This is a genomic window from Microbacterium sp. cf332, from assembly GCF_900102175.1.
Taxonomy (GTDB): Bacteria; Actinomycetota; Actinomycetes; order Actinomycetales; family Microbacteriaceae; genus Microbacterium.
Map to the genome: position 1 here is coordinate 647436 of NZ_FNKN01000001.1, position 19729 is coordinate 667164.

Here is a 19729-nt window from a genome sequence, read left to right on the forward strand (position 1 = left end):
CTCACCAGCCGCGGTCGGCGAGGCGGTGCGGCGCGGGCAGGTCCGAGACGTTGATGCCGACCATCGCCTCACCGAGCCCTCGGGAGGCCTCCGCGACGATGGCGGCGTCGTCGTGGAAGGTCGTGGCCTTCACGATGGCCGCGGCACGGCGCGCGGGGTCGCCGGACTTGAAGATGCCCGAGCCGACGAAGACGCCGTCGGCGCCGAGCTGCATCATCATCGCGGCATCCGCGGGGGTCGCGACGCCGCCCGCGGTGAAGAGCACGACCGGCAGCGCGCCCGTCGCGGCCACCTCGGAGACGAGGTCGTACGGAGCCTGGAGCTCCTTCGCCGCGACGTACAGCTCATCGGGGCTCTTCGCGCGGAGAGCGCGGATCTCCGACGTGATGGTCCGGATATGACGGGTCGCCTCGGAGACGTCGCCCGTACCCGCCTCGCCCTTCGAGCGGATCATCGCCGCTCCCTCGGTGATGCGGCGCAGCGCCTCGCCCAGGTTCGTGGCCCCGCAGACGAAGGGGACGGTGAAGCCCCACTTGTCGATGTGGTGGGTGTAGTCCGCGGGCGACAGCACCTCGGATTCGTCGATGTAGTCGACGTCGAGCTCCTGCAGCACGCGCGCCTCGACGAAATGACCGATGCGCGCCTTCGCCATGACGGGGATCGACACCGACGCGATGATGTCGTCGATCAGGTCGGGGTCGCTCATGCGGGCCACGCCGCCCTGAGCGCGGATGTCGGCGGGGACGCGCTCGAGAGCCATGACGGCGACGGCGCCCGCGTCCTCGGCGATGCGCGCCTGCTCGGCGGTGACGACGTCCATGATGACGCCGCCCTTCAGCATCTCGGCGAGGCCGCGCTTGACGCGCGAGGTCCCGGTGACCGCTTGGTCGTTCGACACGATGTGCTCCGATCTGGGCCGTCCACGCCTGTCGGTTACGGCCTAGGCCAAAACGTAGCATGGCATCCGACATAAGATCGTCTCGATGACCCTCCCCGACACGATCACCGGACACACCGCGGGCGACATCGCCGACAGCGTGCGGATGCTGCTCGAGCGGGGCGCGCTCCGCGCCGACGACGCGCTGCCGCCCGTCCGCGCACTCGCGGAGAGCCTGGGCGTGAACCGCAACACGGTCGTGGCCGCATACCGCCTGCTCGCTCAGGCGGGGGTCGTCGTCGCCCGCGGTCGCGGCGGCACGCGGATCGCCGAGGTCTCGACCGTCGCATCGGAGGGCGTCGCCGCCGACACCGTGTTGCGCGACATCGGGTCCGGCAACCCCGATCCCGCGCTCATCCCCGATCCGAGCGCTGTGCTGGCGCGCGTCGCCGGACGACCGGTGCTGTACGGCGAGCCCGTCATCGACCGCGGACTCGCGGACTGGGCGGAGCAGTGGTTCGCCGCCGACGACCCGACCGGTGACGTCGTGAACCTCACGATCACGGGAGGCGCGGTCGATGCTGTCGAGCGACTCCTGGCGCAGGCGCTGACGCGCGACGACGCGGTGGCGCTCGAGGACCCGTGCTTCCTCGCCAGCATCCACACGGTGCGACTCGCCGGCTACCGCGCGCTCCCCGTGCCGGTCGACGACGAGGGCATGACCGTCGCGGGTCTGCGCGCTGCCCTCGACGCCGGCGCGCGGGCCGTCGTCATCACGCCTCGGGCGCAGAATCCGACCGGGTCCAGCCTGTCCGACGGACGTGCTGCCGCCCTGCGCGACGTGCTCGCCGACCACCCGTACGTCCTCGTGATCGAGGACGACCACTTCAGCCTCCTCTCGACGCAGCCCTATCGCTCCGTCATCGGTGAGCGCCACGAACGATGGGCGCGCGTGCGCTCCGTGTCGAAGTTCCTCGGGCCCGACATGTGCCTCGCGGTGACCGCGTCCGACCCCGTGACGGCGGAGCGCCTCGCCCTGCGTCTCGGATCGGGTACGACGTGGGTCAGCCACCTGCTGCAGCGGCTCGCGCACGCGCTCGTCACCGACGAGACCGCCGCGGGCACCGTGGCTACCGCGCGCGAGCACTACGCGGCTCGGAACGCCGCCTTCGCCGCCGCCCTCTCGCGCGCCGGGCTGCCGTGCTCGGCCGGAGACGGGCTGAGCCTCTGGGTCGAGGTGCCCGGAACCGCCCGGGTCGTCGCCGACGCGCTCATGCGACGGGGCTGGCTCGCGCGCACCGGCGACGAGTTCCGCCTGGCCGATCATGCCGCTTCCCGTCATCTGCGTCTGACCGTCCACGATCTGGACGACGACGACACGGCACTCCTCGTGCGCGACCTCGTCGCCGCCGCCCTCCCCTCCCGAAAGGCATGACCCATGAAGGTGCTCTCGATCCAGTCCGCCGTCGCGTACGGCCACGTCGGAAACTCCGCCGCCGTCTTCCCGCTGCAGCGCATCGGCGTCGAGGTCATGCCGGTGTACACGGTCAACTTCTCGAATCACACCGGCTACGGCGCGTGGCGCGGCCCGCTGATCAGCCCCGATGACGTCCGTGCCGTCATCTCGGGCATCGAGGACCGCGGCGCGTTCCCGCAGATCGATGTCGTGCTGTCCGGCTACCAGGGCGGCGAGGGGATCGCCGACGTCATCCTCGATGCGGTGGCGCGCGTGAAGGCGGCGAACCCCGACGCCGTCTACGCGTGCGATCCCGTCATGGGCAACGCCACCTCGGGCTGCTTCGTCGCGCCCGCGATCCCGATCCTCCTGCGCGAGCGCGTCGTCCCGGCCGCCGACATCATCACGCCGAACCAGTTCGAGCTGGGCTTCCTCACCGAGACCGAGCCGACCGACCTCGAGTCCACCCTCGCATCGGTCGACGCCGCACGCGGGATGGGCCCGCGCACCGTCCTCGTGACGAGCGTCGAGCGGCCGGACGCGCCCGAGGGCACGATCGAGATGCTGGCCGTCGACGACGCCGGCGCCTGGATCGTGCGGACGCCGCGCATCCCGATGAAGGCGAACGGTTCGGGCGACGTCACCGCCGCGCTCTTCACCGCGCACTACCGCAGCACGGGATCGGCCGCCGAGGCCCTCGCGCGCACGACCTCGAGCGTGTTCGACTTGCTCGCACGCACCCACGAGTCGGGCGAACGCGAATTGCAGCTCGTCGAGAGCCAGGAGGCCTACGCCCACCCGCGGATGCAGTTCACCGTCGAGCAGGTGCGCTGAGCCGGGCCGTCCCGGTCGGCTCGCTCAGTACTCGCCGCCGGACTCTGTCCAGGCCTGCTCCCACTGCGGGGCGTCGTCCGGGCAGAGGAAGCGCGTGCCGAAGACCATGATGCTCACGGCGCCCTCCCGCGAGGCGTCGTCGACGGCGAGGCTGTCGATGAGCGGCGACGTCACGACGTGCGTGCGGAACGCCGCCAGATCGATCTCGTGGCCGTTGAGGATCGAGGTCTCGCACGCGTCGAGCCCGAGGGCGAGCGTCACCGTCTCCGCCTGCTCCGACCACTGTCCGCCGTTGGCCTCGAGGTGTGCCCGCTGCTGCGCGACGAGCTCGTGCTGCGCCGGCGTCTTCGCCGTCAGCGTCGGCTGGCCGACAGGCTGCTGCTGGTCCGCGATGAAGGCGTCGCGTTCGGCGAGCGCGTCGACCGTCTCACCCGAGGCCTCGTCGATGTCGTCCCCCGCGGCGGGTGTCGACGTGCCGGACTCCGCCGGCACCGGCGACGACGTCGGCGACGCGTCGCCGGCGGATCCGCCCGCGGACGAGCAGCCGGCGAGGGCGAGCAGCCCCACCACGGCCAGCGTCATGACGACGGGCGGACGGACATGGGCGGTGATGGACACGGTGCCTCCTCGGTGGGTGGCCAGGCTATCCCGCAGGCGGGTCCCGATGCTCGGGCTTGCGCCCGCGTCTCAGTGTCTGCTCAGTCCACGGGCCAAGCGCTCGCGACAGCCTCGCGGACTTCGCCGAGCAGCTGCGGCAGCGCCTTCGTCTTCGCGATGATCGGGAAGAAGTTGGCGTCGGTCGCCCACCGCGGCACGACGTGCTGATGGAGGTGCCCGTCGACGCCGGCGCCCGCGACGGCGCCCTGGTTCATCCCGAGGTTGAAGCCGTCGCAGCGCGACACCTCTCGCAGCACCCGCATGGCCGTCTGTGTCAGAGCGCCGATCTCCGCGACCTCCTCGGGCGTCGCGAGATCGTACGTCGGGATGTGCCGATAGGGGCACACGAGCAGGTGCCCCGAGTTGTACGGGAAGAGGTTCAGCAGCACATAGGCCGTGCGCCCCCGCGCGACGATGAGACCGTCGGCATCCGATTTGCCGGGCGCGGCGCAGAACGGGCACTCGTCGCGGAGCGGCTCGGGGCCCGCCTGGATGTACGCCATCCGATGCGGGGTCCACAGCCGCTGGAACTCGTCGGGCACTCCGGCCAGGTGCGCGGCGTCCTCGACCGGGCGCCGGGTGCCCGACAAGTCGCTCACGCGAGCTGCTCCGCGGTGTCGACGAGCGTCCGATTCGCGATCGCGCCGAGGATGAGCTCGACCGCCTCGTCGACAGGCACGCCGTTGGTCTGCGACCCGTCGCGGAAGCGGAACGACACCGTGCCGCCGGCGCGGTCCTGCTCGCCGGCGATGAGCTGCAGCGGAACCTTCTGCGTGGTGTGGGTGCGGATCTTCTTCTGCATCCGGTCGTCGGACCGGTCGAGCTCGGCACGGACGCCGGCCTTGCGTAGACGCGAGACGATCTCCTGCAGGTACGGCGCGTAGTCGTCTGCGACGGGGATGCCGACCACCTGAACCGGCGCGAGCCAGACCGGGAAGGCACCCGCGTAGTGCTCGAGCAGGATGGCGAAGAACCGCTCGATCGATCCGAACAGAGCGCGGTGGATCATCACAGGACGATGCTTCTCGCCGTCGGGACCGGTGTACTCGAGCTCGAACCGCTCGGGCTGGTTGAAGTCGAGCTGGATGGTCGACATCTGCCAGGTGCGGCCGATCGCGTCGCGAGCCTGGACCGAGATCTTCGGGCCGTAGAACGCAGCGCCGCCGGGATCCGGGACGAGTTCCAGGCCCGAGCCTTCCGCCACGCGGCGCAGGGTCTCGGTCGCCTGCTGCCACAGGGCGTCGTCGCCGATGAACTTGGGGTTGCCCTCCTCCTTCGTCGACAGCTCGAGGTAGAAGTCGTTCAGGCCGTAGTCGCGCAGGGTCTGCAGCACGAACTCGAGGCTGCGGACGAGTTCGTCCTCGACCTGGTCGGGCGTGACGTAGATGTGGGTGTCGTCCTGGGTCATCCCCCGCACCCGGGTGAGCCCCGAGAGCGTGCCGCTCTTCTCGTAGCGGTAGACCGACCCGAACTCGCTCAGGCGCAGCGGCAGCTCGCGGTAGCTGCGACCACGGGAGCGGAAGATTAGGTTGTGGAACGGGCAGTTCATCGGCTTCAGGTAGTACTCCTGCCCCTGCCGGGTCACGTTGCCCTCGGCGTCGACGGTCTCGTCGAGCTTCATCGGCGGGTACATGCCGTCGGCGTACCACTGCAGGTGGCCGCTCGTCATGAACAGGTCGCCCTTGGTGATGTGCGGGGTGTTCACGACCTCGTAGTCGTTCGCCAGCAGCTGCTCGCGCATGTACCGCTCGATCTCGTACCGGATGATGCCGCCCTTGGGGTGGAACACCGACAGGCCGGGTCCGATCTCGTCGGGGAACGAGAACAGGTCGAGCTCGACACCGAGCTTGCGGTGATCGCGGCGGGCCGCCTCCGCGAGACGCTCCTGGTATGCGCGCAGCTCGTCCTTCGACGGCCACGCGGTGCCGTAGATGCGCTGCAGCTGCGGATTCTTCTCGCTGCCGCGCCAATATGCGGCCGCCACGCGGGTGAGGTCCCAGCCGTTGCCGACCAGGCGGGTGCCGGGCACGTGCGGCCCTCGGCAGAGGTCCTTCCAGGCGGTCTCGCCATCGCGGGTGACGTTGTCGTAGATCGTCAGTTCACCCGCGCCGATCTCGGCCGAGGCACCCTCTGCGGCGTCGGCGCCGGAGCCGGGACCGCCGGCGAGATCGACGAGCTCGAGCTTGAACGGCTCGTCGGCCAGCTCGGTTCGCGCCTCGTCCGCGGTGACGACCCGACGGACGAACCGCTGGTTCTCGCGGACGATCCGCTCCATCTCCTTCTTGATCGACTTGAGGTCCTCGGGGGTGAAGGGCTCGTCGACGCCGAAGTCGTAGTAGAAGCCGTCCTCGATGGGCGGTCCGATGCCGAGGTTCGACTGCGGCCGGATGCGCTGCACCGCCTGGGCCAGCACGTGCGCGGTCGAGTGGCGGAGGATCGCGAGACCGTCGGGGCTCGACACGGCGACCGGCTCGACGGCATCCGTCTCGGCGACGACCGTCGCGAGGTCCTTCAGCTCGCCGTTGACGCGCAGCGCGACGACGGAGCGATCGGGGAAGAGGGCGAAACCGTCGGCCGGGTACGACACGTCCGACGGGGAAACGACGTCAGTCAAGGGAACATCTCCAGATGGGTGGCTCTGATCAAGGCTACTCAGCTTCGGACGCACGCCGCGTCCCGCCCGCTCAGGCGGAGAGCGTTCGGCCGTCGGCGACGAAGCGGGTGAGCGCGAGGGCTCCGTTCCGGCGACGTTCCATGGCTCGATCCTACCTGCGGGCGCCTCACGCTCCGGGAGCGCGTCAGAGGGGTCATGATGGATGCCGTGAAGCTCGCGATCGCCGGAGCCGCACTGCTGCTCGTGGCGGCGGTCGCGGTCGTCGCCGGAGTCCTGCCCCCGGACGACCTCGCCGACATCGTCGAGCGCGTCGCGCCGATCCTCGCGTTCGTCGTCGCCGTCACCGTCGTGGCCGAGCTCGCCGCCAAGGCCGGGGTGTTCGACGTCGCGGCCGGGTGGCTCGCGAGGGCCTCGCGGGGCCGCACCGCCGCGCTGTGGCTCCTCGTCGTGGTGCTCGCGGTCGTCGCGACGGCCTTCCTGTCGCTCGACACCACGGCCGTGCTCCTCACTCCCGTCGTGGTCGCCGTCGCGCGCGCGAACGGGTTGCCGCCCCTCCCCTTCGCCTTCACGACCGTCTGGCTCGCCAACACCGCGTCACTCGTGCTGCCGGTGTCCAACCTCACCAATCTGCTTGCGCTCGGCAGGCTGCCCGACGGCGGGCCGCTCGCCTTCCTCGCGCTCATGGGCCCATCGGCGGCGATCGCGATCCTCGTGACGGTCGCCCTGCTGTTCGTCCTCCATCGCCGGTCGCTCGTCGGGCGATTCACCCCCGCGCCGATCCCCCGGGTCACCGACCGGATGCAGTTGGTCGTCGCGGCAGCCGTCGTCGTCGCGCTCATGCCCGCCCTCGTGAGCGGTGTGGAGCCGTGGATCCCGGCGACCGTCGCCGCCGCCCTCCTCGTGGCCCTGTTCGCGTGGCGTTCGCCGCGGGGGCTCTCGGTGCGCCTCGTCCCGTGGCAGCTGCTCGTGTTCGCCGCAGGACTGTTCACCGCCATGGCGGCGCTGGAGTCGCTCGGATCCGCAGCGCTCGTATCGGTCGTCGCAGGAGAAACGGGCGGTTCATTCGAGCTGTGGCGCATGGCCGGCACCGCCCTCGTGGCCGCCAACACCGTCGACAACCTGCCGGCCTATCTGCTGCTCGAATCCGCCGCGGGAACGCCGGAGCGGCTCGGTGCGCTGCTGATCGGCGTCAATGCGGGACCGCTCATCACCCCGTGGGCGTCGCTGGCGACGCTGCTCTGGCACGAGCGGTTGCAGGCGGTCGGTGTCGATGTGCCCTGGCGGCGCTTCGTCCTCGGCGGGCTCGTCGCCGCGCCGCTCGTGGTCGGTCTGTCGGTCATCCCGCTCGCGCTGCGCTGAACGGGCGGCGTCGGCCCGTCACGTGAGCGTGAGGTCTACCTGGATCTCGCCCGCGAGGCGCTCGAGATCGGCGACGATGTCCGCCGCGTCGAACTCGGCGGGCAGGCGAACGACGAGGGTCGCTTCGAAGAGCGTGCCGCCCGCCATCGGCGCATCGAGCGTGCGGCTCGTCAGTGCATCGATGCTGAGGGCGTGGGCGCCGATCGCGTCGCTCACCTCACGGACGATGCCGGGGCGGTCGTTGCCGAGCACCGTGAACCGCAGCACCTGACCGGTCGCCATCGCGGGAGCCAGCGGCTGATGGGTCGTGATCCGCAACAGCCCGTCGAGGCGCTCCAGAGCGGCGACGAGACCCGTCTCGCGATCGGCCGGCACCTCGACCAGCACGATGCCCGCGAACGCGCCTGCCAGCTCGGCCAGCTCGCTGCGCTCCCAGTTGCCGCCGTTCGCGGCCACGGTGTCGGCGAGGGTACGGACGAGTCCGACCCGATCGTCTCCGACGACGGTCAGCACGAGTTGCGTCATGCCCCCGAGCCTAGCGGCGGGCTCGACGTCGGAGTCTGTGTTCCGGGACCGCCCGCCCGCGAGACGACAGCCTCGGCCTTCCCGACGAATCCCGACCTATCAGGGGCAGGAGAAATCCCACGAATCGTTCACGATCACGCTGTTGGCACGACCGGGGGCGATTTCATCGACCAACTCGGGGCTGCCGGGTGGAAGCACGTCGATGGATGCTGCCTCGACGCCGGCCATCTTCTGGTCGCGCTCCCTGCTGGGTCGAGGCGTGCCAGCAAACAAAAAACCCCCGGTAAACCGGGGGTTCGTTGGTGCGCGATACTGGGATCGAACCAGTGACCTCTTCCGTGTCAGGGAAGCGCGCTACCGCTGCGCCAATCGCGCCTGTACAGGCTGTTCAGTTATGAGGCGAGGTGGCGACGGGATTCGAACCCGTGTAAACGGCTTTGCAGGCCGGTGCCTAGCCGCTCGGCCACGCCACCGTGTGTGGTTCTGACCCACGTGCCGGATCTCCCTCACGGGGAATCCTCGCACTCGAGCGGATGACGAGATTCGAACTCGCGACCCTCACCTTGGCAAGGTGATGCGCTACCACTGCGCTACATCCGCATTTCGTTCCGGATCGCTCCGGCACTTGTTAAACATTAGCCGACGATCGCACGAGTGCAAAACCGGCGGCGCCCCGCGCGTGTCTCGCCCGAGGTTCGGGAACGCCCGCGTCATCCGGTATGCTCGTGTCTCGGCCCTTCCGGGCCAGCACGGGCGATTGGCGCAGTTGGTTAGCGCGCTTCCTTCACACGGAAGAGGTCGTGGGTTCGAGTCCCGCATCGCCCACTCTCCCGCTCCGCGTCGATGATCTCGACCGGGGCGTTCTGCTTCCCGGCGCGTCTCACGCGCGAGACCCGAGTCGCGCACGTCCGTCGTTCCGACACTCAGACAGCGCCATCGAGATCGCACCACCGACGGGCCGGTCCGAGAACGACTCGCTCGTGACCTCAGGAAAGCAGGCAGCCGGTCACCCTGCGACGCGCCAGCCGTAGCGCTCCGAGAGCGACTGCGCGACGCGTGCATACGTCGAACGGTCGAGGGAGCCTGCGGTGCGACGGATGCCGGCAACCGGCACGAGATAGATCTGATCCACGTCGAGCCACGATGGGCGGCGCTCGCGGTCCCAGTCGCCCGTCCCCAGGGGCAGGTGATCGCGTTCGCCGTCATGGGGCTTACTCGTCAGCTTCATCGCCCAGCTGCTGCCGCGTCCGGCCCGGGCGAGGACGAGCATCGGGCGGTCCTTGCCGCGCGTGGCATCCTCCTCGTACGGCACCCAGGCCCACACGATCTCACCGGGGTCGGGCTCCGCATCCGGACGGGGCTCGTATGCCAGCCGGAGGCCGCGCGCGTCGGGCAGCGCCATCTCGACGACGGCCGACTCCGACCCGGCCGACGACAGGGTCTCGCCGGCGCGTACGGGCTCGCCGCCACGGCTCCGTGGCGATGCGACTCCCCCGCTCGCTCCGAGGCGGCTGCGCATCTCGCCGCTGCGCGCCGTCCGCCGCCGCAGCAGATCCCACACGCGCGAAAGCACACTCATGCGGCAAAACTAACCCACGCGGCCGCCATCTTCGGGCTCAGATGACGGGTGCCGCCGCTGCGACGCCGTGCATGCGGCGAGTGCCGCCAGGTCACCCGTGGCAAGCGCACGCAGAAGCGGGGCGCCGCGGATCTCTCCGCGACGCCCCGCCCCGATATCGAGGGTGAGCCCGATCAGACCTTCGAGTCCGACAGGGTGTAGCCGACCTCGCCGTGCATGACGGTGTCGATGCCCGCGATCTCGTCCTCGTTCTTCACGCGGAAGCCGATCGTCTTCTCGATGAGGAAGCCGATGGCCAGCGAGAGGATGAACGAGTACGCGAGGACCGCGAAGGCCGCGATCGCCTGGACGATCAGCTGGCTGGCGTCGCCGCCCATGAACAGGCCGGTGCCGTTGGCGAAGAAGCCCAGGTAGAGCGTGCCGATGAGGCCGCCGACGAGGTGGATGCCCACCACGTCGAGCGAGTCGTCGAAACCGAGCTTGTACTTCAGCTCGATCGCCAGGGCGCAGGCGGCACCGGCGATGAAGCCCAGCAGGATGGCCCAGATCGGGTCGACCGAGGCGCAGGCCGGCGTGATCGCGACGAGACCCGCGACGGCACCCGATGCCGCGCCGACCGAGGTCGGCTTACCGTCCTTGATCTTCTCGACGAGCAGCCACGCGAGCAGCGCGGCGGCCGGGGCGGCGATCGTGTTGATGAACGCGAGGGCCGCGGTGCCGTCGGCGGCGAGCTCGGAGCCCGCGTTGAAGCCGAACCAGCCGAACCACAGCAGGCCGGCGCCGAGGAGCACGAACGGCGGGTTGTGGGGGACGTGGACGCCCTTCTGGAAGCCGACGCGCTTGCCGAGGACGAGGGCGAGCGCGAGGGCCGCCGCACCGGCGTTGATGTGCACCGCGGTGCCACCGGCGAAGTCGATCGCTCCGACGCCGAAGACGTCCTGCAGACCCTTGGTGATCCAGCCGCCGTAGGCGAACGAACCGTCGTCGGCGAGGCCGAAGTTGAACACCCAGCTGGCGACCGGGAAGTACACGACCGTCGCCCAGACGCCGGCGAACAGCATCCACGAGCCGAACTTGGCGCGGTCGGCGATAGCGCCCGACACGAGCGCCACGGTGAGGATGGCGAACGTCGCCTGGAAGCAGACGAAGGCCATGGGCGGGAAGGCCGCGTCCTCCGGGGTCTCGAGCAGGCTGCTCAAGCCGATCGCGCTCCAGTCGATCGACCAGGGTGCGACGGTGCCCTCAGCGCCCGGGAAGGCGATGGCGTACCCGAACAGCACCCAGAGGACGCCGATGAGGCCGAGCGCGCCGAAGCTCATCATCATCATGCTGATGACGCTCTTGGCCTTGACGAGGCCGCCGTAGAAGAACGCGAGTCCAGGCGTCATCAGCAGGACGAACGCGGCCGCGATGAGTATGAATGCGGTGTTGCCTTGATCCATCTCGAAGGGAAACCTCTCTGCAGGGACGCAGGTGTAGCGTCGGGTCCCTTCAGTGTCGAGGGGCCCAGTTTCCCCCGACGACGCACTCGTGTTTCCGGTCGGTTACGCGATCGCTCCCCCGGTAAACATCAGGTTTCGGCGCGCCGGGTGGCGGCTGGGTGCTCGCTCAGGAGTGGGTGAGAGCCACCAGGCGCGAGATGGCGCGCAGGTACTTCTTGCGGTAGCCGCCGCCGAGCATCTCGTCGCCGAAGACCTCGTCGAGCGGCCGGCCGGTGGCGCGGATCGGGATCTGCGCGTCGTAGGCGCGGTCGACGAAGGCGACGAACCGCAGCGCCGCGGACTGGTCGGTCAGCTGCGTCACGTCGCGCAGGCCGACGACGGACACGTCGTCGAGCAGGCGGATGTACCGCGAGGGATGCACCGTCGCGAGGTGGGAGACGACATCGGCGAACGCGTCGTCCGAGACCGCGCCGAGCGCGGCGGCGGCGGTGATCTCGCTCTGGTAGGCGTCAGGGCCGAGCGCGACGGCATGGCCGTCGACGGCTCGCTGGCGGTAGTCGGTGCCGTCGATGCGGATCGTCTCGAAGCTGGCGGCCATCGCGTGGATCTCGCGCAGGAAGTCCTGCGCGGCGAAGCGGCCCTCCCCGAGCGCGTTGGGAGGCGTGTTCGAGGTCGCGGCCAAGCGCGTGCCCGAGGCGACGAGCTCACCGAGCAGGCGGGTCATGACCATCGTGTCGCCGGGATCGTCGAGCTCGAACTCGTCGATGCACAGCAGGTCCGCGCCGCGCAGCAGCTGCACCGTGTTCTGGTAGCCCACCGCGCCGACGAGCGCCGTGTACTCGATGAACGAGCCGAAGTACTTCCGACGGGCGGGCATCGCGTGGTAGATCGACGCGAGCAGGTGGGTCTTGCCCACGCCGAACCCGCCGTCGAGGTAGACGCCGGGCTTCGTCGCGGGCACCTTCTTGGCCCGGCGGAAGAGGCCCCCTCGCGACGCGGGCGCCCCGCCACCGGCGAACGCCTCGAGCAGCTCTTTCGCCTCCTGCTGCGAGGGGTACTGCGGGTCGGTGCGGTACGTGTCGAACGTGGCCGCGTCGAACTGCGGCGGGGGCACGAGAGCGCCGAGCATCTCGGAGCCGCTCACCTCGGGACGGCGGTCGCTGAGGCGCAGGATTCCGGCGGATGTGCTCGTCACGGATCAACCCTAACGGCGTGAAAGGATGACGCCGTGCGCGTGACCGAGATGCTGCCGGAGACCGGCGAGAGCGCGGATTCCGCGACGGATGCCGGACGGGCATGGCTCACCGCGCGATACCACCGGGAGTCGGACGCGTACGTGCGGGTGAACATGGTATCGACGCTCACCGGCTCCGCCTCCGGCGGCGACGGCACCAGCGACTCGATCTCGAGCCCGACCGACCGCACCGTCCTGGGCATCATCCGTCGCGACGCCGACGTGGTCGTGGTGGGTGCCGAGAGCGTCCGTGCCGAGGGCTACGTCGTGCCGCGCACCGCTGCGCTCGCGGTCGTCTCGCGATCGGGCCGGCTCGAGGGGCACCGTCTCGACGGCGCCGATGCCGACCGGGTCGTGATCGTCGTGCCGGCGGGCGTCGCGCCTGCCGTGCCGGCGGGCGTCGGCGTCGTGACCGCCGGGGCGGGCCCCGACCTCTCTCCCGCGGAGGTTCTCGCGGCCCTGGCCGAGCGCGGCTGGACCCGCGTCGTCTGCGAGGGCGGCCCGTCGCTCGCTGGCCAATTCGTCGCGGCCGGTGTCGTCGATGAGCTTTGTCTCACCGTCGCGCCGCGGGTCGGCCCCGTGACTCATCCCGTGCTCCCGTTGACGGACGAGCAGCCGACCACGGTGACCGGCGCCCTCATGGACGCGGCGGGCTTCAGCTACCTTCGGCTGCGCGTCGACGCTCGAGCCACGCGCCGATGATGCCGGTCCACCGTTCCGGGTCGTAGTTCCACAGCTTGGTGTGACGAGCCGTCTGGAAGACCTCGAGCTCGACCAGGTCGGGGCGGGCCGCGGCCAGCTGATACGACGCATCGGGAGGTACGAATCCGTCGTCGTCGCTGTGGAGGATGAGGACAGGGTGCTGCAGCTCGGCCGCCCGGGCGACGACGTCGAGCCGGTCGAACGGGATGGGCGTGTTCAGTCCCACGACCCGCGATCCCCAGCGGCTGTCGAGCGCTCGGACGGCGGTCGTCGCGACAGGACCCGGAATGCGCAGGAGCTGCGCCTGGTAGTCGAGCACGATGCGCCAGTCGATCGCGGGCGACTCCAGCACGATGCCCGCGATGACGTCGCGATGCGCCGAGTTCAGGGCCACCTGCAGAGCGATCGCCCCGCCCATCGACCACCCCATGAGGAGCACCCGGCGGGCACCGCGCCGGCGTGCTGCGGCGATGGCGGCATCCACGTCGCGCCATTCGGTGGCGCCCAGCATGTACGTCCCCGTGCGGCTGCGCGGCCCCTCCCCGTCGTTGCGGTACGACACCAGCAGCGACGAGATGCCGGCGGCGTGGAAGACGGGCACGGCGCGCAGGGTCTCGGCGCGCGTGGTCCCGCGCCCGTGGATCTGGATGACCCAGGTGTCGCTCGGGCTGCCGGTATCGTCCTCAGCCGGGAAGAACCAGGCCGGACACGGACCGAGCGGGGAACCGATGAGCTGGGACTCGACGGGGAGGTGCAGCTCGGCCGGATCGGTGTAGTACCAGCCGCTGAATGCCGCCTCCGACGAGAGCCGGTCGTCGACGCCGATCTCGGTGAGCAGCTTGCGCCTGACCGAGGTCTCGTCCCGGGCGAGGACGGCCCCGACCTTGACGTACGGCGCCGTCCCGGTCGTGAAGATGCCGTATCGTCCGGGCAGCTCGGTGTCGGCGTTGCGCGAGAGAGTGAGCGTCTGCGCTGCCACGTCGACGGCGAGCAGCTCGATATCGGGCGTGCGGCCGGCCGGCGTCACGACTCTGCGCGCAACGCGCATCGACACCGCCCCGAGTGCCGCGAGGGTGATTCCGAGGGCCCCGGCGAGTGCCGCGGCCGTCGTCTTCGCGGCGGTGGCTGCGGCGGGAGATACGCCCGCGGCCCCGGCGCGCCTGGAACCCATCATCGAGGCCTCACTCTAGTCTGTCGACGTGGCCGATTCCCGCCCTCCTGTCGATGCGACGGCCTTCGCCGTGGCCCGCGAGGCGGTGCTCGCGATGTCATTCCGCGACGACCTCGTCGTGCGCGAGATCCCCGCACCGTCCGGCCTCGCGCCCGAGGCGATCGCGCTCGCCGGAGACGTCCGTCCCGAGGAGCACGCGGTCGACTCGCCCTACGGCACCGGCCGCATCGTCGTGCTGCATGACGCGGACGCGCCCGACGCCTGGGGCGGACCCTGGCGGATCGTCGCCTTCGCGCAAGCACCGCTCGAGCCGGAGATCGGTGTCGACCCCCTTCTGGCCGAAGTGGCCTGGTCCTGGTTGATCGACGCCCTCGACCACCGCGCCGCGTCGTTCCACTCCGTGTCGGGGACGGCTACCAAGACGCTCTCCCGCGGTTTCGGGAGTCTGGCCGACGAGGGCGACGGTGCGCAGATAGAGTTGCGTGCGTCGTGGTCGCCCCTCGGCGACATCACCGCCCATATCGACGCCTGGGCGGAACTGACCTGCATGCTGGCCGGCCTTCCTCCGGGGTCGGAGGGCGTCGCCGTCTTCGGAGCACGCCGGGGGAACCGTGGCTGAATACACCGTCATCGCCGATGACGCCGGACTCGAACGCGCCGCCGCGCTGCTCGCCGCCGGAGACGGCCCCGTCGCCGTCGACGTCGAGCGCGCCTCCGGCTTCCGCTACTCGCAGCGCGCCTATCTCATCCAGGTGTTCCGCCGCGGCGCGGGCGTCCATCTGTTTGACCCCCCTGCGATCTCGACGTTCGCGCCGCTCCAGGACGCGATCGGCGGTGTCGAGTGGGTGCTCCACGCCGCCAGCCAGGACCTCCCGTCGCTACGCGAGGCGGGCCTGGATCCCGTGTCGATCTTCGACACGGAGCTGGCGGCGCGGCTCCTCGGCCACGCCCGGGTCGGGCTCGGCGCCGTCGTCGAGGACACGCTCGGCATCGTCCTGGCGAAAGCGCACTCCGCGGCCGACTGGTCGACGCGTCCGCTGCCGCAGTCCTGGCTCGAGTACGCCGCGCTCGATGTCGAGCACCTCATCGATGTCCGCGATGCGCTGGCCCTCGAACTCGAGGCGCAGGACAAGGTGGATATCGCCGCCCAGGAGTTCCAGGCGGTGCTCGACCGGCCCGTCAAGGCCCCGCGCGAGGATCCGTGGCGCCGTCTCAGCGGGCTGCACACCGTCCGGGGCCGGCGCGCGCTGGCGGTGGCCCGCGCGCTGTGGACGGCCCGCGAGGAATATGCGCGCGAGCAGGATGTCGCCCCGGGACGGCTCGTCCCCGACCGCGCGCTGGTCGCTGCGCTCGCGGCCGACCCGAAGACGAAGCAGGATCTGGCTCGGCTCAAGGACTTCACCGGACGCGCGAGCCGCTCGCAGCTCGACCGGTGGTGGGCGGCGATCGAGGCCGGACGTGCCGAGCAGTCGCTCCCGCCCGACCGCCTGCCCGGCGACGGTCTGCCGCCGCCCCGCGCGTGGGTGGACCGCAACCCGCCCGCCGACGCGCGTCTCAAGGCCGCGCGGCCCGCCGTCGAGCACCGCGCGGAGGAGCTGTCGATGCCGACGGAGAATCTGCTCACGCCCGAGCTGCTGCGTCGTGTGGCCTGGGCGCCGCCCGCCGAGGTGACGGTCGAGTCCGTCGGCGCCGCCCTCGCCGAGCTCGGTGCGCGACGATGGCAGATTGAGCAGACCGCACAGCTGATCGCCCAAGCCTTTGTGGATTCCGTGAACTCGGATGCCGCGCCTCCCGCGGCGGCTTCGTAGGTTCGATCCAACCGATTTTTCCGGCCTCGACCGCTCCCTAGGCTGGATCCGATCCCATCTTCTGGAGGCAAAGTGGCCGAGATCTCTGACGTCTACTTCATCGACGGCATGCGTACCCCCTTCGGGCGCGCCGGCGAGAAGGGCATGTACTGGAACACCCGAGCCGATGACCTCGTCGTCAAGGCCATCCGGGGCGTGATCGAACGCAACCCCGGTGTCCCGCTCGACCGCATTGACGATGTCGCGATCGCCGCCACGACGCAGGAGGGCGATCAGGGCCTCACGCTGGGGCGCACGGCCGCGATCCTCGCGGGTCTCCCGCAGAGCGTTCCCGGCTTCGCGATCGACCGGATGTGCGCGGGCGCCATGACGAGCGTCACGACGATGGCCGGTTCGATCGGCATCGGCATGTACGACCTCGCCCTCGCGGGCGGTGTCGAGCACATGGGCCGTCACCCGCTCGGCGGCGACGCCGACCCGAACCCCCGCTTCCTCACCGAGAAGCTCGTGAGCCCCGACGCGCTGAACATGGGCATCACGGCCGAGCGGCTGCACGACCGGTTCCCCGCCCTCACCAAGGAGCGGGCCGACCGGTTCGGGATGCTGAGCCAGCACAAGGCGCAGGCCGCCTATGACGCCGGCAAGCTGCAGCCCGATCTCGTGCCCGTCGCGGTGAAGTCCGCCGACGGCGCCTGGGGCCTCGCGACCGAGGACGAGGGCCGCCGCCCGGAGACGACGATGGCGGGCCTCGCGCAGCTGAAGACCCCGTTCCGCCCGCACGGCCGCGTGACCGCCGGGACCTCGTCGCCGCTCACGGACGGAGCGACGATCAGTCTCCTCGCCGGCGCGCAGGCCGTGAAGGAGCTGGGTCTCACCCCGAAGATGCGCATGGTCTCGTTCGGATTCGCGGGCGTCCAGCCCGAGGTGATGGGCATCGGGCCCATCCCGTCCACCGAGAAGGCACTTGCAAAGGCCGGCCTGTCGATCGACGACATCGGCCTGTTCGAGCTCAACGAGGCGTTCGCGGTACAGGTCCTGTCGCTCCTCGACCACTTCGGGATCGCCGACGACGATCCGCGCGTCAACGCGTGGGGCGGCGCCATCGCCGTCGGTCACCCGCTGGCGGCATCCGGGGTGCGCCTCATGATCCAGCTCGCCGCCCAGTTCGCAGAGCGCCCGGACGTGCGCTACGGCCTCACCGCCATGTGCGTGGGTCTCGGTCAGGGCGGCTCGGTCATCTGGGAGAACCCGCACTACACCGGCAAGAAGAAGAACCCGAAGAAGTGAGACGCGCCGACATGACCTACGACGACATCGACTTCTCCCCCCTCGACGCGCTCACCGGTGACGAGGTCGTCACGCACTCGCTGGTGCGCGACGTCCGGCTCGCCTCGGGCCGCACGCTCGCGCTCATCACCCTCGACAACGGCCGAGACCATACCCGTCCCAACACGCTCGGCCCCGCGACCCTTGCGGAGCTGGGCGGCGTGCTCGATGCGCTTGCAGCGCGGGCCGCGGCCGGCGAGATCGACGCGGTGGGCATCACGGGCAAGCAGTACATCCTGGCCGCCGGTGCCGACCTCTCCGACGTCTCGCGCCTGCCCTCGCCCGAGATCGCCAAGCTCGTCGCGCAGCGCGGACACCAGGTTCTCGGTCGACTCTCGCAGCTCGGCGTGCCGTCATTCGCCTTCGTGAACGGTCTCGCGCTCGGCGGCGGTCTCGAGATCGCGCTCAACAGCACCTACCGCACCGTCGACGCATCCGCGGCGGCCATCGCACTGCCCGAGGTGTTCCTCGGTCTCATCCCCGGCTGGGGCGGCGCCTACCTGCTGCCGAACCTGATCGGCATCGAGAACGCGCTCGAGGTGATCATCAGCAACCCGCTGAAGCAGAACCGCGTGCTCAAGCCGCAGCAGGCGTTCGAGCTCGGCATCATGGACGCGATCTTCCCTGCGGTCAGCTACCTCGAGGACTCCCTCGCCTGGGCGGACCGGGTGCTCTCGGGCACCGTGTCCGTCTCGCGCAAGAACGAGCCGGGCAAGCTCGAACGGCTGACGAAATGGCCCATCGCCGTCAAGGTCGCCCGGGGCATGCTCGAGTCGAAGATCGGCACGGTGCCGGTGGCGCCCTACCTCGCGCTCGACCTGCTCGAGAAGGCGCGCGGCGGATCGCGCGACGACGGATTCGCCCGTGAGGACGACGCGCTCGCCCGCCTCATCTCGGGCGACCAGTTCGCTGCGTCGATGTACGCGTTCGATCTCGTGCAGAAGCGTGCGAAGCGGCCGGTGGGCGCACCCGACAAGGCGCTCGCCAAGAAGGTCACGAAGGTCGGTGTCATCGGCGCCGGCCTCATGGCCAGCCAGTTCGCGCTGCTGTTCCTCCGGCGCCTCCAAGTTCCCGTGCTGATCACCGACCTCGACCAGGCACGCGTCGACAAGGGGCTCGCCTACATCCGCGAGGAGATCGGCAAGCTCGAGACGAAGGGCCGCATCGACTCCGACACCGCCGGCAAGCTCCGTTCGCTCGTCCACGGCACCGTCGACAAGACCGAGTACGCCGACTGCGACTTCGTCATCGAGGCCGTGTTCGAGGAGGTCGGGGTCAAGCAGCAGGTGTTCGGCGAGATCGAGAAGATCGTCGCCGATGACGCGATCCTCGCGACGAACACGTCGTCGCTGTCGGTCGAGGAGATCGGCGCCGGGCTCGCCCACCCCGAGCGGCTGGTCGGCTTCCATTTCTTCAACCCCGTCGCGGTGATGCCGCTGATCGAGATCGTGCGCACACCGCAGACGACGGATGCTGCTCTGTCGACCGCGTTCGTCGTCGCGAAGGGCCTCGGCAAGAACGCCGTCCTCACTGCCGACGCGCCGGGCTTCGTCGTCAACCGCCTTCTCGCGAAGGTCATGGGCGAAGCGGCTCGGGCTGTCTACGAGGGCACCCCGCTGGCGGACGTCGAGAAGGCCTTCGCACCGCTCGGCCTGCCCATGGGACCGTTCCAGCTCATCGACCTGGTCGGATGGAAGGTCGCGGCGCACGTGCAGGACACGATGACCTCGGCCTTCCCCGACCGCTTCTACGCGAACGAGAATTTCCACCGACTCGCCGAGCTGACGGACGTCGTCGAGAAGGACAAGGGCGGCCGCGTCACCGGCTTCACGAAGGCGGCGGAGAAGATCGCGAAGAAGGCGATCGGCTCGACGCCGGTGTCGGCGGACACGATCCTGCAGCGCGTGCAGGACGGTCTGGCGCAGGAGATCAAGATCATGCTCGACGAGGGGGTCGTCCCCGAGGTCCAGGACATCGACCTGTGCCTCATCCTGGGTGCCGGCTGGCCCTTCATCGACGGAGGAGCCTCGCCCTACCTCGACCGCGAGGGCGCGTCTGATCGCGCGTTCGGCGACACGTTCCATCACCCGCCGATCCGCGGCATCGCGCACCGCTGACGCCGCGCGCGACGTCGCCGACGAGGAC

The 19729-nt window shown here is 70.3% G+C and carries 17 protein-coding genes and 4 tRNA genes; 9 read left to right on the plus strand and 12 right to left on the minus strand.

Annotated features, from left to right (window positions below):
- Position 1: 1 nt before the first annotated feature.
- Positions 2–898 (minus strand): pyridoxal 5'-phosphate synthase lyase subunit PdxS, encoded by an 897-nt coding sequence (pdxS, locus tag BLT21_RS03055; RefSeq protein ID WP_371113414.1) that lies wholly within the window; start codon positions 896–898, stop codon positions 2–4.
- Between the two features lie 85 nt (positions 899–983).
- On the opposite strand from pdxS, the gene BLT21_RS03060 reads away from it, so the two are divergent.
- The gene (locus tag BLT21_RS03060) at positions 984–2312 is read left to right on the plus strand and encodes an aminotransferase class I/II-fold pyridoxal phosphate-dependent enzyme (RefSeq protein WP_091499100.1); all 1329 of its coding nucleotides are present in this window, start codon (positions 984–986) and stop codon (positions 2310–2312) included.
- Positions 2313–2315: 3 nt separating this feature from the next.
- Positions 2316–3167: a pyridoxal kinase PdxY gene (gene pdxY, locus BLT21_RS03065; RefSeq protein ID WP_091499104.1), complete on the plus strand. Its 852-nt coding sequence runs from the start codon at positions 2316–2318 to the stop codon at positions 3165–3167.
- Positions 3168–3191: 24 nt separating this feature from the next.
- On the opposite strand, the gene BLT21_RS03070 is transcribed toward pdxY, so the two are convergent.
- The 3 genes from BLT21_RS03070 to thrS all read right to left on the minus strand — a co-directional run bounded on the left by BLT21_RS03070 (position 3192) and on the right by thrS (position 6438).
- Positions 3192–3785, minus strand: coding sequence for a hypothetical protein (locus BLT21_RS03070; RefSeq protein WP_091499107.1), 594 nt, complete (start codon positions 3783–3785; stop codon positions 3192–3194).
- An 80-nt stretch (positions 3786–3865) separates the two neighbouring features.
- On the minus strand, positions 3866–4423 hold the full coding sequence (locus tag BLT21_RS03075; RefSeq protein WP_371113415.1) for an HIT family protein: 558 nt from the start codon (positions 4421–4423) through the stop codon (positions 3866–3868).
- Positions 4420–6438 carry a threonine--tRNA ligase gene (thrS, locus tag BLT21_RS03080; RefSeq protein WP_091499111.1) on the minus strand — a complete coding sequence of 673 codons (2019 nt, stop codon included), beginning with the start codon at positions 6436–6438 and terminating at the stop codon, positions 4420–4422. The genes BLT21_RS03075 and thrS overlap by 4 nt, the downstream gene beginning before the upstream one ends.
- 195 nt (positions 6439–6633) lie before the next feature.
- On the opposite strand from thrS, the gene BLT21_RS03085 reads away from it, so the two are divergent.
- The gene (locus BLT21_RS03085; protein WP_091499115.1) at positions 6634–7797 is read left to right on the plus strand and encodes an SLC13 family permease; all 1164 of its coding nucleotides are present in this window, start codon (positions 6634–6636) and stop codon (positions 7795–7797) included.
- Positions 7798–7815: 18 nt separating this feature from the next.
- Here BLT21_RS03085 and BLT21_RS03090 read toward each other — a convergent pair whose 3' ends face one another.
- From BLT21_RS03090 to BLT21_RS03105, 4 genes are all read right to left on the minus strand, one after another.
- A complete protein-coding gene (locus tag BLT21_RS03090) occupies positions 7816–8322 on the minus strand; it encodes a glycine cleavage system transcriptional repressor (RefSeq protein WP_091499118.1) in 507 nt (168 codons plus the stop codon).
- 300 nt (positions 8323–8622) lie between these two features.
- Positions 8623–8697 (minus strand) — tRNA-Val (locus tag BLT21_RS03095).
- Positions 8698–8724: 27 nt separating this feature from the next.
- Positions 8725–8795 (minus strand) — tRNA-Cys (locus BLT21_RS03100).
- Between the two features lie 55 nt (positions 8796–8850).
- Positions 8851–8922: transfer RNA gene (locus tag BLT21_RS03105), tRNA-Gly, on the minus strand.
- Between the two features lie 151 nt (positions 8923–9073).
- Between BLT21_RS03105 and BLT21_RS03110 the strand changes: the two genes are divergently transcribed.
- A tRNA-Val gene (locus BLT21_RS03110) sits at positions 9074–9147 on the plus strand.
- A 181-nt stretch (positions 9148–9328) separates the two neighbouring features.
- Here BLT21_RS03110 and BLT21_RS03115 read toward each other — a convergent pair.
- From BLT21_RS03115 to zapE, 3 genes are all read right to left on the minus strand, one after another.
- Positions 9329–9901 carry a type II toxin-antitoxin system PemK/MazF family toxin gene (locus BLT21_RS03115; protein WP_091499120.1) on the minus strand — a complete coding sequence of 191 codons (573 nt, stop codon included), beginning with the start codon at positions 9899–9901 and terminating at the stop codon, positions 9329–9331.
- A gap of 173 nt (positions 9902–10074) precedes the next feature.
- Complete coding sequence (locus BLT21_RS03120; RefSeq protein ID WP_091499121.1) at positions 10075–11343, minus strand: ammonium transporter; 1269 nt, start codon at positions 11341–11343, stop codon at positions 10075–10077.
- A gap of 166 nt (positions 11344–11509) precedes the next feature.
- Positions 11510–12538 (minus strand): cell division protein ZapE, encoded by a 1029-nt coding sequence (zapE, locus tag BLT21_RS03125; protein WP_091499122.1) that lies wholly within the window; start codon positions 12536–12538, stop codon positions 11510–11512.
- Positions 12539–12571: 33 nt separating this feature from the next.
- Between zapE and BLT21_RS03130 the strand changes: the two genes are divergently transcribed.
- Positions 12572–13279 carry a dihydrofolate reductase family protein gene (locus tag BLT21_RS03130; protein ID WP_256335894.1) on the plus strand — a complete coding sequence of 236 codons (708 nt, stop codon included), beginning with the start codon at positions 12572–12574 and terminating at the stop codon, positions 13277–13279.
- Here the strand turns inward: BLT21_RS03130 and BLT21_RS03135 are convergent.
- Positions 13233–14453: an alpha/beta hydrolase family protein gene (locus BLT21_RS03135; RefSeq protein ID WP_091499123.1), complete on the minus strand. Its 1221-nt coding sequence runs from the start codon at positions 14451–14453 to the stop codon at positions 13233–13235. The genes BLT21_RS03130 and BLT21_RS03135 overlap by 47 nt on opposite strands.
- 25 nt (positions 14454–14478) lie before the next feature.
- On the opposite strand from BLT21_RS03135, the gene BLT21_RS03140 reads away from it, so the two are divergent.
- From BLT21_RS03140 to BLT21_RS03155, 4 genes are all read left to right on the plus strand, one after another.
- Complete coding sequence (locus BLT21_RS03140; protein ID WP_091499124.1) at positions 14479–15069, plus strand: DUF3000 domain-containing protein; 591 nt, start codon at positions 14479–14481, stop codon at positions 15067–15069.
- Positions 15062–16258, plus strand: a complete 1197-nt coding sequence (locus BLT21_RS03145; protein ID WP_091499127.1) for an HRDC domain-containing protein — start codon at positions 15062–15064, stop codon at positions 16256–16258. Before BLT21_RS03140 ends, BLT21_RS03145 begins: the two co-directional genes overlap by 8 nt.
- A 72-nt stretch (positions 16259–16330) precedes the next feature.
- The gene (locus BLT21_RS03150) at positions 16331–17545 is read left to right on the plus strand and encodes a thiolase family protein (protein ID WP_091499130.1); all 1215 of its coding nucleotides are present in this window, start codon (positions 16331–16333) and stop codon (positions 17543–17545) included.
- 11 nt (positions 17546–17556) lie between these two features.
- Positions 17557–19701: a 3-hydroxyacyl-CoA dehydrogenase NAD-binding domain-containing protein gene (locus BLT21_RS03155; RefSeq protein WP_091499133.1), complete on the plus strand. Its 2145-nt coding sequence runs from the start codon at positions 17557–17559 to the stop codon at positions 19699–19701.
- The last annotated feature ends 28 nt before the right edge of the window (positions 19702–19729 follow it).